Source organism: Streptomyces sp. NPDC012835 (genome assembly GCF_042900885.1).
GTDB lineage: Bacteria > Actinomycetota > Actinomycetes > Streptomycetales > Streptomycetaceae > Streptomyces.
This window is the reverse complement of sequence record NZ_JBIBBW010000001.1, coordinates 1372724-1386541: the sequence shown is the minus strand read 5'-3', so window position 1 is coordinate 1386541 and position 13818 is coordinate 1372724. Positions and strand designations below refer to the sequence as shown.

Genomic DNA, 13818 nt, shown 5'->3' with positions numbered 1-13818 from the left:
GAGACCTGTGTCACTGATTACACGATGTCAGTGCACGGTCCCGCAACGAGGAGGACACATGACGTCAAGGAAGCCGAGCGGCCCGACCGACCCCACCGAGGGGTTCCGGACGGCCCGGGACTTCCTCCTGGCGCACCGGGAGGACTACGCGACGGCGTACGAGGGCTTCTCCTGGCCGCGCCCCGATCGGTTCAACTGGGCGCTGGACTGGTTCGACCGGATCGCGGAGGGCGAGGGCGGGCGGGCCGGGGACCGCGAGGCCCTGCACATCGTGGAGGAGGACGGCCGGCGCACCCGCGTCACCTTCGCCGAGATGTCCGCCCGCTCCAACCGCGTCGCGAACTGGCTGCGCGAGCGGGGCGTACGGGCCGAGGACCGCGTCCTCGTCATGCTCGGCAACCAGGTCGAGCTGTGGGAGACCGCGCTCGCCGCCATGAAGCTGCGGGCCGTCGTCATCCCCGCCACCCCGCTGCTGGGCCCCGCCGACCTGCGCGACCGGGTCGGGCGCGGCCGGGCGGGGCATGTCATCGTCCGCGCCGAGGACACGGCGAAGTTCGCCGAGGTCCCGGGCGGCTTCACCCGGATCGCGGTGGGCGAGGCGGTGGACGGCTGGCTGCCGTACGACGAGGCGTACGAGCGGCCCGACCGTTTCCGGCCCGACGGCGTCACCCATGCGGACGATCCGCTGCTGCTGTACTTCACCTCCGGCACGACCGCCCGCCCCAAGCTGGTCGAACACACCCATGTGTCGTATCCGGTCGGCCATCTCGCCACCATGTACTGGATCGGGCTCCGGCCCGGCGACGTCCATCTGAACATCGCCTCACCCGGCTGGGCCAAGCACGCCTGGTCGAACCTCTTCGCGCCCTGGAACGCCGAGGCGACCGTCTTCATCCACAACTACACGCGGTTCGACCCGGCCCGGCTGATGGCGGAGATGGACGACGCGGGCGTCACCAGTTTCTGCGCGCCGCCGACCGTCTGGCGGATGCTCATCCAGGCCGACCTCTCCCAGCTGCGCACCCCGCCGCGCGAGGCGGTCGCGGCGGGCGAACCGCTCAACCCCGAGGTGATCGAGACGGTGCGGCGCGAGTGGGGGGTGACGATCAGGGACGGCTTCGGCCAGACCGAGACGGCCGTTCAGGTGGCCAACGCGCCTGGCCAGCTCCTGAAGGCCGGCTCCATGGGGCGGCCGACGCCCGGCTACAAGGTCGAGCTGCTCGACCCGGTCACCGGGGCGCCCGGCGCGGCGGAGGGAGAGATCGCGCTCGACCTCTCGGCCCGGCCCGTCGGCCTGATGACCGGCTACCACGGAGATCCGGATCTGACGGCCGAGGTGATGGCGGGCGGCTACTACCGGACCGGTGACATCGGGGCACGGGACGCCGACGGATATGTCTTCTACATCGGTCGAACCGACGATGTTTTCAAGTCCTCCGACTACAAGATCTCGCCCTTCGAGCTGGAGAGCGTGCTCCTGGAGCACGAGGCGGTCGCCGAGGCGGCGGTCGTGCCCGCGCCCGATCCGCTGCGGCTGTCGGTGCCCAAGGCGTATGTCGTGCTGGCCGAGGGGTGGGAGCCGGGACCCGACACGGCGAAGCTGCTCTTCGCCCACTCCCGGGCGCTGCTGGCACCGTACAAACGCGTCCGGTGCCTGGAGTTCGCCGAGCTGCCCAAGACGGTGTCCGGGAAGATCCGCCGGATCGAGCTGCGGGAACGGACCGCGCGGGGCATCGGCGTGCAGTACGACGAGGGGGAGCTGCGGTGACGGAACGGGGCGCCTCGTCGTACACGCACGGCACCGGCACGACCCCGCTGCTCGGTGACACCATCGGCGGCGATCTCGACCGGGTCGTCGCCGCCTTCCCCGACCGGGAGGCCCTGGTCGACGTTCCCTCCGGACGGCGCTGGACCTACGCCGGGTTCGGGTCCGCCGTCGACGAGCTGGCGCGGGCGCTGCTCGGGAGCGGGGTGGCGAAGGGGGACCGGGTGGGGATCTGGGCGGTCAACTGCCCCGAGTGGGTCCTCACGCAGTACGCCACGGCCCGGATCGGCGCGATCCTGGTGAACGTCAACCCCGCCTACCGGAGCCACGAGTTGGAGTTCGTCCTCAACCAGTCGGGGACCTCGGTGCTGATCGCGTCCCTCGCGCACCGCACCAGCGACTACCGGGCCATGGTGGACCAGGTGCGCGACCGGTGTCCCGCACTGCGGGCCGTGCACTACATCGGTCACCCGAGCTGGGATGAACTCCTGTCGCTCAAAGCCGATGTGACGAGCGATCATCTGGCCTACCGAGCGGCCGAGTTGTCCTGCGACGACCCGATCAACATCCAGTACACCTCGGGCACCACCGGCTTCCCCAAGGGAGCCACCCTCTCCCATCACAACATTCTCAACAACGGCTATTTCGTGGGGGAGACGGTCGGCTACACGGAACGGGACCGGGTCTGTCTGCCCGTCCCCTTCTACCACTGCTTCGGCATGGTGATGGGCAACCTCGGCGCCGTCTCGCACGGCGCGTGCGTGGTCATCCCGGCGCCGTCCTTCGAGCCGGAGGCCACCCTCCGCGCGGTCCAGGACGAGCGCTGCACCTCGCTGTACGGCGTCCCCACGATGTTCATCGCCGAACTGGACCTCGCCGGCTTCGCCTCGTACGACCTCACCTCGCTGCGCACCGGCATCATGGCGGGCTCCCCCTGCCCGGTGGAGGTGATGAAACGGGTCGTCGCCGAGATGAACATGGCCGAGGTGTCGATCTGTTACGGCATGACCGAGACCTCGCCGGTCTCCACCCAGACCCGGCGCGACGACGACCTGGAACGCCGTACGGGCACGGTGGGCCGCGCGCTGCCGTACGTCGAGGTCAAGGTGATCGATCCGGCGACCGGGGTCACGCTGCCGCGCGGCGAGCCCGGCGAACTGTGCACCCGGGGCTACAGCGTGATGCTCGGCTACTGGAACGAACCGGAGCGCACCGCCGAGGTCATCGACGCCGGGCGCTGGATGCACACCGGTGACCTGGCGGTGATCGGCGAGGACGGATACGCGCGGATCGTGGGCCGTATCAAGGACATGATCATCCGGGGCGGCGAGAACATCTACCCCCGCGAGATCGAGGAGTTCCTGTACGGCCACCCCGGAGTCGCGGACGTCCAGGTGGTCGGCGTCCCCGATCCGAAGTACGGCGAGGAGATCCTCGCCTGCGTGATGCCGCGCGACCCGGCGGCGCCGCCGTCCCTGGAGGACATCGTCTCGTACTGCCGGGAGCGGCTCGCCCACTACAAGATCCCGCGCCGCGTGGAGATCGTGGACGCCTTCCCGATGACGGTGAGCGGCAAGGTCAGAAAGGTCGAACTGCGCGAACGGTTCGCCGGGCCGCCGCCGGGGTGAGGCCCTCGACGCCGGGGCCCTGGATCGCGGCCGGCTCCTCCGCCGCCGGAGCCGGACGTACGGTCAGGGGCCGGCCGAGACGAGTTCGTCCGCGTGGCCGTTGACGGGTTGGGGGGTACCGGTGAGGTCCAGGACGAAGAGGGGGAGCCCGAGGGCGTCGGCGCGGCTGCGCGCGTCCTCCGCGTATCCGGCCAGCGCGAAGTAGACGCTCGCGGTCGACGCGCTGAGCCCGTTGAGCCAGAGGCACTCGACGGCGCGCAGGGTCGCCGGGCCGGTGGTCGGGTCGACCTGGGCGACGACATCGGGACCGCACAGGTCGACGCCTGTCTCCGCCGGCCCGCCGGGGGAGGGCGCGCCCTCGGCCCGTACGACGCTCTTGAAGCCCAGCCAGCGCAGATAGAGCGCGGCGGCGGTCACCACGTCCTGGGCCGTGCGGATCGTCGTCGGCCGGAAGGGCGGGCGCGGCGTCCTGGCGGTACGGGGCAGCGGGATGTGCGCGGGCCGCCCGGCGCCGGGAGCCCGCGCGGCCTCCGGCGCGCCGGAGGGCGCCGGCCGCGCACGCGCGTCCTCCACCGCGATCCGCAGCGCCGTACCGCACGGGCAGCCCAACTCCGGGCGCGGCCAGTCGCCTTCACTCCCGCAGGCCGCGCAGCGGACCGTCACCCACTCGTCCGCCCAGGCGCGGTGCGCGACCGGCTCGGCGGACGCGTCCGCGCGCAGCGACGGTGTCACGGGCGCGCCGCACACGCACGGGTGGGCGGCGGCCCTGAAGACATGGCGGCTTCCGCAGGACGGACAGCACACCGAAACGCTCTCTTCCATCGCGCCTCGCCTCCTCCGGTCCTTCTCGCTGGAGTTCCCCCGCCCATGGTCCACCAGGACCGGGCCGTCCGGGTAGGGTTTCCCGCCCGGCCGCCCATCGCGCGCCGGATGGTTACGCTGAGTCCGGCAGCCCGCGCCCCCCGGTCGCGCGGGACGCGGGGCCGGAACGGTACGGGGAGGCACAGTGCGTTTGCGAGTGGAGTTCACGACCGAACCCTTCGACCTGGAGGAGGCGCCCGCCCACGCGGTGGTGGCCCGCCGGGTCGTGCAGGACGCCGCGCTGGACGCCGTGGACGTCGGCCCGTTCGGCAATACGGCGGAGGGCGGCGCCGACGCCGTGCTGGCGGCGGTGGACACGATGCTGCGCCGGTCGCTGGCCGTGGGCGCGACGCGGATCTCGCTCCAGGTCAATGTGGTCGGGGAAGCGGCCGGCGAGAGGCCGCGCGAGGCCGCCGGCGAAGACGCGGGCCCGGAGGCCGGCCGGTGACCCCGGCTCCCGACCATCCGTTCGTCGCGGCCGTCAAACCGCTCGTCGACGCCATGGGCGGCGAGTTGTTGGCCCCGGAGGCCGCCGAGCCCGACGATGTCCTCCTCGACTGGGAGGGCGAGGCGGTGCTCGCCGTGCGCCTGCCGCAGCTCTCGGACTCCCTGGACCACATCCTGGCGGCGCTGGAGCGCCGGCACGGCATGCCGCTCGCCGACCTGGACCGCAGGGCGAAGCAGTCGGTCGTACGGAATCTGGAGGCGCGCGGCGCCTTCTCCGTACGGCACGGCGTCGAGACGGTGGCGAGCGCCCTGGGGGTCAGCCGCTTCACCGTCTACAACTACATCAACTACGCCAACGAGCAGCGGGCCAAGGCGCAGGGGAGCGACGAGCGGCCGGCGCGGGACGGCTGACCCCCCGCGGCCGGCCCCGCGCGCCCGGCGACGGCTGACCCCGTGCGGCCGGCCCCGCGCCGGCCCGGTCTACCCGGGGTAACCGGGCAGTTCCAGCGCCGAGTTGGCGATCTTCCCCGCGTCACCGGATTCCAGGGAAGGACCGAGCAGCGCCCGGTCGCGCCGCGCCAGCTCCTCGGCGGTGCCCGGGGCGATGGCGGCGAGTCCGTGCAGGGCGAGCGCCTGGTTCGTCTCCACGAACGCGCGGGCCCGCTCCTCGTATCCGGCGAAGGCCGTCCGGTGGTCGGGGGCCGTGGCCAGTTCACCCGCCAGGACGTAGGCGCCGACCAGCGAGATGCTCGACCCCTGTCCGGAGAAGAACGACGGCGCGTGGGCCGCGTCTCCGGCGAGCGCGACCCGGCCCGTGGACCACCGGGGCAACTGGATCTGGCCGGCGGCGTCGAAGAAGATGTCGTCGGCGCCGCGCATCGCCTCGATCATGCGGGGAATCTCCCAGCCACCGTCGGCGAAGACCGAGGCCACCAGCTCGCGTTGGGCGGCCGGGTCGCGGAAGGTGCCGGAGGGCGGTTCGGGCGCCGCGAAGGCCATGAGGGCGAACAGCCGGTCGCTGTCCCCGGCGGCGTAGAGGGTCGCGGACCTGCCCGGAGTGTTCCAGAGGACGGCCTCGTGCGAGAGCCCCCGGTCGTTGGGCAGGGTGAATCCCATGAAGCAGTGGCCGAGATAGCGGTGGTACTTCTCCTCGGGGCCGAAGGCGAGGCCCCTGGTGTGCGAGTGGATGCCGTCGGCCCCGACGACCAGGTCGAAGGTGCGCCGTGATCCGCCCCGGAACGTGACATCGACCCCGGCGGCGTGGTCGTCCAGGGTGGCGATGGAGTCATCGAAGAGGAACTCGACCTCGTCACGGACGCTGTCGTACAGGGCGAACGCGAGGTCCCCGCGCGGGACTTCGATGTCACGGCCCTCCACACCGCCGGTCAGGGCCTCGGGCCTGACGGAGCCGACCGAGTGGCCTGCGGCGTCGACGAAGGTGATCTTCCGGCTGTCGATGTGGGCGTCCCGGAGCCGGGGGAGCAGGCCCATGCGGTCCACGACGTCCATCGCGGTGCCACGGATGTCGATGGGATATCCGCCGCCGCGCACCGTGGCGGCCTTCTCCACGACCGTCACCTCGAAGCCGTACCGGTGGAGCCAGTGGGCCAGCGCCGGTCCGGCGATGCTGGCGCCGGAGACAAGGACGCTTCGCCTGGGTGATCCGCTCATCGGTCTTCTCCTCGGGTCCGGTCGTCGGCCTCCGCCATGTACATACCTCAGTCAGGTATCTGTCCTGCGGAGACGGGTTGCTCCGTGTGAGCGACGACAGAGGCAACTGTATACCTGACTTAGGTATGTAAAGTGTGCGGGGTGTGGCGGCTCATCGCCATCGAGTCATTCAACAAACTGTTGACGCGGCGTCGTGGGGGGCGTTAGCTATGGGGTGTCGCGCACCTGGCGCCGTCCGCCCTTCGGCGGGGTCGGGTGCCGGACACGCTCCGCCCCGATGCGGGCCCCTGTTCCCGCGCGCCGCCGCCCCTCTGTACGTACAGCCACGGAGGCTCCCGTGACGTCGACACCGGCTCCGCCCCCGGGCCTCGCCCGCTTCAACGCCGCGCCCGACCGTACGGCCCTGGCCGCGCTGCGGGATGTCTGCGCGGCCTCCGCGTGGGGGAGCGCCCTGCTCGCCGGGCGCCCGTACGCCACCTCGGCCGGCCTCCTCGCCGCGAGCGACGCGGCGACGGCCGCGCTGGACGGCGCGGATCTGGACGAGGCGCTGGCCGGGCATCCGCCGATCGGCCGACCGACGCCCGGAGACCCGGTGTCGGCCGGTGAACAGCGCGGGATGGCGGGCGCCTCCGAGGCGCTCAGAGCCGAGATGCTCGAATTGAACCTGGCCTACCAGGAGCGTTTCGGGCATGTCTTCCTGATCTGCGCCACCGGGGCGAGCGCGGAGCGGATGCGCGACGCGCTGCGCACCCGGCTCGGCCGTACACCGGAGCAGGAGCGCGAGACGGCGCGCCGGGAACTCGGCAGGATCAACCACGTCCGGCTGGCCCGGCTCGCGGAGGGGACCGGCGCCGACGGTCCGGGACCCCCCGCCGCCTCGGTCTCCACCCACATCCTCGACACCAGCGCGGGGCGCCCCGCCGCCGGTGTGCCGGTGTCGCTCGCCGCTGCGGCCGGTACCGACGACGCGCGCTGGGTGACGCTCGGCGGCTCCAGGACCGACCGCGACGGACGGTGCGAGGACCTGCCCGCCCTGCCGGAGTCCGCCACACGGGTACGCCTGCACTTCGCGACCGAGGAGTATCTCGCGGCGGAACACACCACCACGGACACCACGACGCACGACATGGGGAACACCGCTACGCACATCACCCAGGACGCCGACGGAGACACCGGCGGCGGTGCGCCGTTCTTCCCGGAGGTGACGATCACGTTCCGCGTCAGCCCCGGCGAGCACTATCACGTACCGCTGCTGCTCAACCCCTTCGGCTACTCCGTCTACCGAGGGAGCTAGAGAAGGCCATGCCCACGATTCTCGGCCAGAACCAGTACGGCAAGGCGGAGACCCGCGTCGTCAAGGTCGTGCGCGACGGCGCCACCCACCACCTCAAGGACCTGAACGTCTCCGTCGCCCTCTCGGGCGACATGCACGACGTCCACCACTCCGGCTCCAACACCCATGTGCTGCCGACCGACACCACCAAGAACACGGTGTACGCCTTCGCCAAGCGGCACGGCATCGAGTCGGCCGAGCGGTTCGGCATCCTGCTGGCCCGGCACTTCGTGACCAGTCAGGAACCGATACACCTGGCGCGTGTCCGGATCGAGGAGTACACGTGGCAGCGGCTGGGCGGACACTCCTTCGCCCGCTCGGGCCAGGAGATCCGCGTCACCGAGATCACCTACGACGGGACGGCGTGGCAGGTGGTGTCCGGGCTGAAGGACCTGACCGTGCTCAACTCGACGGACTCCGAGTTCTGGGGGTACGCGAAGGACGAGTACACCACGCTCAAGGAGGCGTACGACCGTATCCTCGCGACCGACGTGTCCGCCCGCTGGCGGTACGCATGGTCGGGCGACGACGAGGCGGCGGAGCCCGACTGGGACCGGTCGTACGGGGAGGCCAGGCGCCATCTGCTCGAAGCCTTCGCCGACACCTACTCCTTCTCGCTCCAGCAGAGCCTGTACCGGATGGGCGCGCGCGTGATCGACCACTGCGAGGAGATCGAGGAGATCCGGTTCTCGCTGCCGAACAAACACCACTTCCTCGTCGATCTGGAGCCGTTCGGGCTGACGAACGACGTCGAGGACGGTGCCGTCTACTTCGCCGCCGACCGGCCCTACGGCCTGATCGAGGCCACCGTCCTGCGGGAGGGGGCCGAGCCGCGCATCCCGTCGACCTGAGCGCGGTCCGCAGGGGGAGAGCCGCAGCGGGCCGCGCCGAACCGGAGGCGTGTGCCGTGCCGACGAGAGAGCCGACGAGAGAAGAGGAAGGGAACCACCATGGCGGTATCGCGCATCGTCATCGAGAACTGCGCCATCGCGACGGTGGACGCGCACGACACCGAGTACGCCTCGGGCCATATCGTCGTCGCGGACCACCTGATCGAGTCCGTCGGCGCGGGCGGCGCCCCGGCCGGTCTGGAGAACGTGGTCCGCCGTGTCGACGGCACCGGCCACCTGCTGACCCCCGGTCTGGTCAACACGCACCACCACTTCTACCAGTGGATCACCCGGGGGCTCGCCACCGACCGTCACCTCTTCGACTGGCTCGTCGCGCTCTATCCCACCTGGGCGCGGATCGACGAGCCCATGGTCCGCGCGGCGGCGGCCGGTTCGCTCGCGATGATGGCCCGGGGCGGTGTCACCACCGCGATGGACCACCACTACGTCCATCCGCGGGGCGCGGGCGATCTGTCCGGCGCGATCATCGGCGCCGCGGTGGAGACGGGCGTACGGTTCACCCTCGCGAGAGGCTCCATGGACCGGGGCGAGTCGGACGGCGGCCTGCCGCCCGACTTCGCCGTCGAGACACTCGACGGCGCGCTCGCCGCGACCGAGGAGACCATCGACACCCACCACGACGCCTCGCCCGACGCGATGACGCGGATCGCCGTCGCGCCGTGCTCACCGTTCTCCGCGTCCACCGAACTCATGGTGCGGGCAGCGGAGTTGGCGCGTCGCAAGGGCGTGCGGCTGCACACCCACGGCAGCGAGACGGCGGAGGAGGAGCGGTTCTGCGAGGAACTGTTCGGGATGGGCCCGACCGACTACTTCGAGTCCACCGGCTGGCTCGGCCCCGATGTGTGGATGGCCCACTGCGTCCATATGAACGACTCCGATATCGCGGCCTTCGCCCGGACGGGCACCGGCGTCGCCCACTGCCCGTCCTCCAACGCCCGCCTGGCGGCGGGCATCGCGCGCGTCCCCGACATGCTCGCGGCCGGCGTCCCGGTCGGTCTGGGGGTGGACGGCACCGCCTCCAACGAGTCCGGCGAACTCCACACCGAGCTGCGCAACGCGCTGCTCGTCAACCGCCTCGGCCCGCACAGGGAACGAGCGCTGACAGTGCGTCAGGCGCTGCGGCTCGGTACGTACGGTGGCGCCCGGGTGCTGGGCAGGGCCGACCGCATCGGCTCCCTCGAAGCCGGTAAGCTCGCCGACCTCGTGCTGTGGAGACTGGACACCCTGGCCCACTCCTCCATCGCCGACCCGGTCGCCGCGCTGGTCCTGGGGGCGGCGGCGCCCGTCACGCTCTCCCTCGTCCACGGCCGGGCGCTGGTCGAGGACGGCCGGCTGACCACGGTGGACGAGGACGCCGTGGCCCGGGCCGCACGCCACGAGGCGCGCCGGCTCGCCCGGATCGCCGCACAGGGCTGAGCCGGAGCGGGACCGCGCGAGCGCTGCCCGCCGCCCGTGGATCACCGCGTCAGGACGCCTCCGCTGGGCAGGCGTCTCCGCCCCGTAGACGTCTCGGCTTGACAAAGGGTGTTGCCGGTATGGCAAATGGAACCATGGCAGACGACGAGCTCTCGACCGTCCTGACGGCGGTCGGCCCCAGGCTGCGGTCCCTGCGCAGGGACCGCGACACCACCCTGAACGAGCTGAGCGAGAAGACGGGGATCTCCGTCAGCACCCTCTCGCGGCTGGAGTCGGGGCAGCGCAAACCCACCCTGGAACTCCTCCTGCCGCTGGCCAAGGCGTACGGGGTGCAGCTGGACGAGCTGGTCGACGCACCGCCCACCGGGGACCCGCGGGTCCATCCCCGCCCCATCACCCGCCACGGCATGACGTTTCTGCCGCTGACCCGCCACCTCGGCGGAGTGCAGGCGTACAAGCAGATCATCCCGGCCGGGCGGCAGCGGGGCCCCGAGCCGGAGCAGCGGGTGCACGAGGGGTACGAGTGGATCTACGTGCTGTCCGGCCGGCTGCGGCTGCTCCTCGGCGAACACGACCTGGTCCTGACCCCGGGCGAGGTCGTCGAGTTCGACACCCGCACCCCGCACGCGTGGACCGGCGCGGGACCGGAAGCGGTCGAATTGCTCAGCCTCTTCGGCCCGCAGGGCGAGCGCATGCACGTACGGGCCCGGCCCGCCGGGAACTGACCCCCGCGTCCGGCGCGCCCGCTCCCGGCCGGGCGGGTGCCGGGACCGCTCAGCCGCGGAGCTGCCGGTAGGCCGGGAGGGTCAGGAAGTCCGCGTAGTCGTCGTCCAGCGCGACCGTCAGCAGGAGGTCGTGGGCCTGCTGCCAGCGGCCGGCGGCGAAGGCCGCCTCGCCGAGTTCGGCGCGGACGGCGGTGAGTTCCTCGGCGGCCAGCCGGCGGGTGAGAGCGGGGGTGACCCGCACGGTGGCGCCGTCGGGGGAGGGGAACTCGACGCCCGCGTTGATCCACTGCCAGATCTGGGAGCGGGAGATCTCGGCCGTGGCCGCGTCCTCCATCAGGTTGAAGATGGCGACCGCGCCCACGCCCCGGAGCCACGCCTCGATGTAGCGGATACCGACCCGCACGGCGTTGCGCAGCCCCTCGTACGTGGGGCGGGCGTCCAGCGAGTCGATGGCGGTGAGGTCCTCGGCGGCGACCCGGACGTCCTCGCGCAGCCGGTCCTTCTGGTTCGGGCGGTCGCCCAGCACCGCGTCGAAGGAGGCCATGGCGATCGGCACCAGATCCGGATGGGCGACCCACGAGCCGTCGAAGCCGTCGGCCGCCTCGCGGTCCTTGTCCGCCCTGACCTTCTCGAAGGCGACCCTGTTGACCTCGGCGTCGTGCCGCGAGGGGATGAAGGCCGCCATGCCGCCGATGGCGTGCGCGCCGCGCTTGTGGCAGGTGCGGACCAGGAGTTCGGTGTACGCGCGCATGAACGGCGCCGTCATCGTCACCGCGTTGCGGTCCGGCAGGACGAACCTGGCTCCGCCGTCACGGAAGTTCTTCACGATCGAGAAGAGATAGTCCCAGCGGCCCGCGTTGAGCCCGGAGGCGTGGTCGCGCAGCTCGTAGAGGATCTCCTCCATCTCGTAGGCGGCGGTGATCGTCTCGATCAGCACCGTCGCCCGCACGGTCCCCCGCGGGATGCCCAGGTACTCCTGCGCGAAGACGAAGACGTCGTTCCAGAGGCGCGCCTCCAGATACGACTCCGTCTTCGGCAGGTAGAAGTACGGGCCCTTGCCCAGCTCGATCAGCCGCTCGGCGTTGTGGAAGAAGTACAGCCCGAAGTCGACCAGCGCGCCGGGGATCTCCTCGCCGTCCAGCCGCAGATGGCGCTCCGCCAGGTGCCAGCCGCGCGGGCGCATCACGACCGTCGCCAGCTCGTCCGCCGGCTTGAGCGCGTACGACTTGCCGGAGCGCGGGTCGGTGAAATCGATGCGGCGGCGGAAGGCGTCGATCAGATTGAGCTGACCCAGGATCACGTTCTCCCAGGTGGGGGCGGAGGCATCCTCGAAGTCCGCGAGCCAGACCCGGGCACCGGAGTTCAGCGCGTTGACGGTCATCCTGCGGTCGGTGGGGCCGGTGATCTCCACACGGCGGTCGGCCAGCGCGGCGGGCGCCGGTGCGACGCGCCAGTTGTCGTCCTCGCGCACGGCGGCGGTCTCCGGCGGGAAGTCCAGGCGGGAGGTGCGGGCGATCTCCGCGCGCCGCCCGGCGCGGCGGGCGAGCAGCTCGTCACGGCGGGGGGTGAACCGCCGGTGCAGCTCCGCGACGAAGGCGAGCGCGGGGGCGGTGAGGACCTCGTCCTGCCGGGGCAGGGGTTCGGCGTCGACGATCGTCGGCGGTGAGGGCGCTGGTGCGGACATGAGCGGTCACTCCTTCACCGGCGGACGCGCACGCCGGACGGTTTCTGGTGCATGGATAGTAGTTTTCTCATGGTGGAAGTTCAATGAGGTGTCGCAGGGGGCGGCTCCTGCGCCGGGGAGGGTGGCGGCGGGGCCGGTGCCAGCCGCCACAGGTCCTCCTCGGTGTCGATGTCGTAGGCGCTCGCGAGGTCCCCGCACTCCACCGTGACGATCTCGTTCCGGTGCGCCTTCAGGTAGACACGTGCCCCCCGGTCGCCCTCCGCGTCCGCCGCCACCGCCGCCCAGTGGCCGCGCCCGAGCAGCACCGGATGGCCGCGTCCTCCCCCGTACGACGCCGTCGCGAGCGAACGCGGGTCGCGGTAGGCGGCCGCCACCCTGGCCACCGCCGCCGCACCGATGCCCGGCTGGTCCACCAGGAGCACCAGCGCCGCCGCGGCGCCCGTACCGGCCAGGGACTCCAGCCCGGCCCGCAGCGAGGTGCCCATGCCCCCCGGCCATCGCGGATTGCCGACCAGGACGCAGCCGGGCAGCGCGGCCAGGTCACGCACCTCCCGCTCCGCCGCGCCCAGCACCACGTGCACCGGAGCGCAGCCGCCTTCGCGCAGGGCGCGTGCCGCGTGCTCGATCAGCGGCCGGCCCCGGTACGGCAGGAGCGCCTTCGGGCGGCCGCCCAGCCGCCGTCCCCCGCCCGCGGCGAGCAGCAGCCCGGCCACGGGCCGCGCCGGGGCCGGGCCGGGCGGACGGCCTCCGTGCGGGAGCGGTGCGCCGTGGGCGTCTGTCGCGGGTGCGGCTGCCATGCGCCCTGCATACCATCCGGGCGCCCGTCCCGTACGCGTGCCGCCGCGGGCGCGGAGTGGCGCGTACGGCACGCGATGGCGTTAACTTGCGCGCGAACCTTGGCGCTTGACCACCGTCCAGGGGGGAATCGGTACAGCGGCACGGAGCCGTGTCCGGCACAACGGTGTGCCCGGGCGGAGGGGTGAGGGGGAGAGCTGTGTTGCGTAGCGTGGGACAGCCGCCGGTGACGGAGCGGGGCGAGGACCCGAGACTGGTGGGGCTGGGTGCGGCGGTGGCCCAGCTCCGGCGTGAACTGGCCGGATATCAGGTGGAGTTCAGGGACCGGGCGATCGCCGAGGACGAGCTGGCGGCGCTGGCCGCCATGGTGGCGGACGGCGCGCCCGAGACGGCCAGGATGCGCCGGTCGCTGCTGCTGGTCGTGGGCTCGATCGGTTCGGTCAGCGCGCTGCGGAAGCCGCTGATGGAGGTACGGAACGCCGTCGACCTGTTCGGCGACACCCTGCCGCCGCCCCGCTGAGCCGGCGGCAGTGCGGGGCCGGTGCGCCGTGCTCGGGCCGGGGCCGGCGCGGCCCCGGCCCC

The 13818-nt window shown here is 72.2% G+C and carries 13 protein-coding genes; 9 read left to right on the top strand and 4 right to left on the bottom strand.

Annotated elements, in window-relative coordinates; all coding sequences use genetic code 11:
• Nucleotides 1–58 precede the first annotated feature (58 nt).
• Both ACFY6S_RS05680 and ACFY6S_RS05675 read left to right on the top strand, forming a co-directional pair.
• A complete protein-coding gene (locus ACFY6S_RS05680) occupies nt 59–1768 on the top strand; it encodes an AMP-binding protein (protein ID WP_388823198.1) in 1710 nt (569 codons plus the stop codon).
• Nucleotides 1765–3393, top strand: coding sequence for an AMP-binding protein (locus tag ACFY6S_RS05675; protein ID WP_388823196.1), 1629 nt, complete (start codon nt 1765–1767; stop codon nt 3391–3393). The genes ACFY6S_RS05680 and ACFY6S_RS05675 overlap by 4 nt, the downstream gene beginning before the upstream one ends.
• A 63-nt stretch (nt 3394–3456) precedes the next feature.
• Here ACFY6S_RS05675 and ACFY6S_RS05670 read toward each other — a convergent pair whose 3' ends face one another.
• Nucleotides 3457–4215, bottom strand: coding sequence for a hypothetical protein (locus ACFY6S_RS05670; RefSeq protein ID WP_388823194.1), 759 nt, complete (start codon nt 4213–4215; stop codon nt 3457–3459).
• Nucleotides 4216–4399: 184 nt separating this feature from the next.
• Here ACFY6S_RS05670 and ACFY6S_RS05665 point away from each other — a divergent pair, with 184 nt between their 5' ends.
• Both ACFY6S_RS05665 and ACFY6S_RS05660 read left to right on the top strand, forming a co-directional pair.
• Nucleotides 4400–4702: a hypothetical protein gene (locus tag ACFY6S_RS05665; RefSeq protein ID WP_388823192.1), complete on the top strand. Its 303-nt coding sequence runs from the start codon at nt 4400–4402 to the stop codon at nt 4700–4702.
• A gap of 53 nt (nt 4703–4755) precedes the next feature.
• A complete protein-coding gene (locus ACFY6S_RS05660) occupies nt 4756–5112 on the top strand; it encodes a helix-turn-helix domain-containing protein (protein ID WP_388823866.1) in 357 nt (118 codons plus the stop codon).
• Nucleotides 5113–5181: 69 nt separating this feature from the next.
• Here the strand turns inward: ACFY6S_RS05660 and ACFY6S_RS05655 are convergent, their stop codons facing one another.
• Nucleotides 5182–6372, bottom strand: a complete 1191-nt coding sequence (locus ACFY6S_RS05655; protein ID WP_388823190.1) for an FAD-dependent monooxygenase — start codon at nt 6370–6372, stop codon at nt 5182–5184.
• Nucleotides 6373–6709: 337 nt separating this feature from the next.
• Here ACFY6S_RS05655 and uraD point away from each other — a divergent pair, with 337 nt between their 5' ends.
• The 4 genes from uraD to ACFY6S_RS05635 all read left to right on the top strand — a co-directional run bounded on the left by uraD (nt 6710) and on the right by ACFY6S_RS05635 (nt 10757).
• A complete protein-coding gene (uraD, locus tag ACFY6S_RS05650) occupies nt 6710–7666 on the top strand; it encodes a 2-oxo-4-hydroxy-4-carboxy-5-ureidoimidazoline decarboxylase (protein ID WP_388823188.1) in 957 nt (318 codons plus the stop codon).
• A gap of 8 nt (nt 7667–7674) precedes the next feature.
• Nucleotides 7675–8556, top strand: coding sequence for a factor-independent urate hydroxylase (pucL, locus tag ACFY6S_RS05645; protein WP_388823186.1), 882 nt, complete (start codon nt 7675–7677; stop codon nt 8554–8556).
• A 99-nt stretch (nt 8557–8655) separates the two neighbouring features.
• Nucleotides 8656–10032 (top strand): 8-oxoguanine deaminase, encoded by a 1377-nt coding sequence (locus tag ACFY6S_RS05640; RefSeq protein WP_388823184.1) that lies wholly within the window; start codon nt 8656–8658, stop codon nt 10030–10032.
• Nucleotides 10033–10166: 134 nt separating this feature from the next.
• On the top strand, nt 10167–10757 hold the full coding sequence (locus tag ACFY6S_RS05635) for a helix-turn-helix domain-containing protein (protein ID WP_388823182.1): 591 nt from the start codon (nt 10167–10169) through the stop codon (nt 10755–10757).
• Between the two features lie 49 nt (nt 10758–10806).
• Here the strand turns inward: ACFY6S_RS05635 and aceB are convergent, their stop codons facing one another.
• Entirely contained in the window at nt 10807–12441 is a 1635-nt protein-coding gene (gene aceB / locus ACFY6S_RS05630; protein ID WP_388823180.1) for a malate synthase A, read from the bottom strand.
• A gap of 80 nt (nt 12442–12521) precedes the next feature.
• Nucleotides 12522–13238, bottom strand: a complete 717-nt coding sequence (locus tag ACFY6S_RS05625) for an NTP transferase domain-containing protein (protein ID WP_388823178.1) — start codon at nt 13236–13238, stop codon at nt 12522–12524.
• 197 nt (nt 13239–13435) lie between these two features.
• Between ACFY6S_RS05625 and ACFY6S_RS05620 the strand changes: the two genes are divergently transcribed.
• Entirely contained in the window at nt 13436–13756 is a 321-nt protein-coding gene (locus tag ACFY6S_RS05620) for a DUF5955 family protein (protein WP_388823176.1), read from the top strand.
• Nucleotides 13757–13818: the final 62 nt, after the last annotated feature.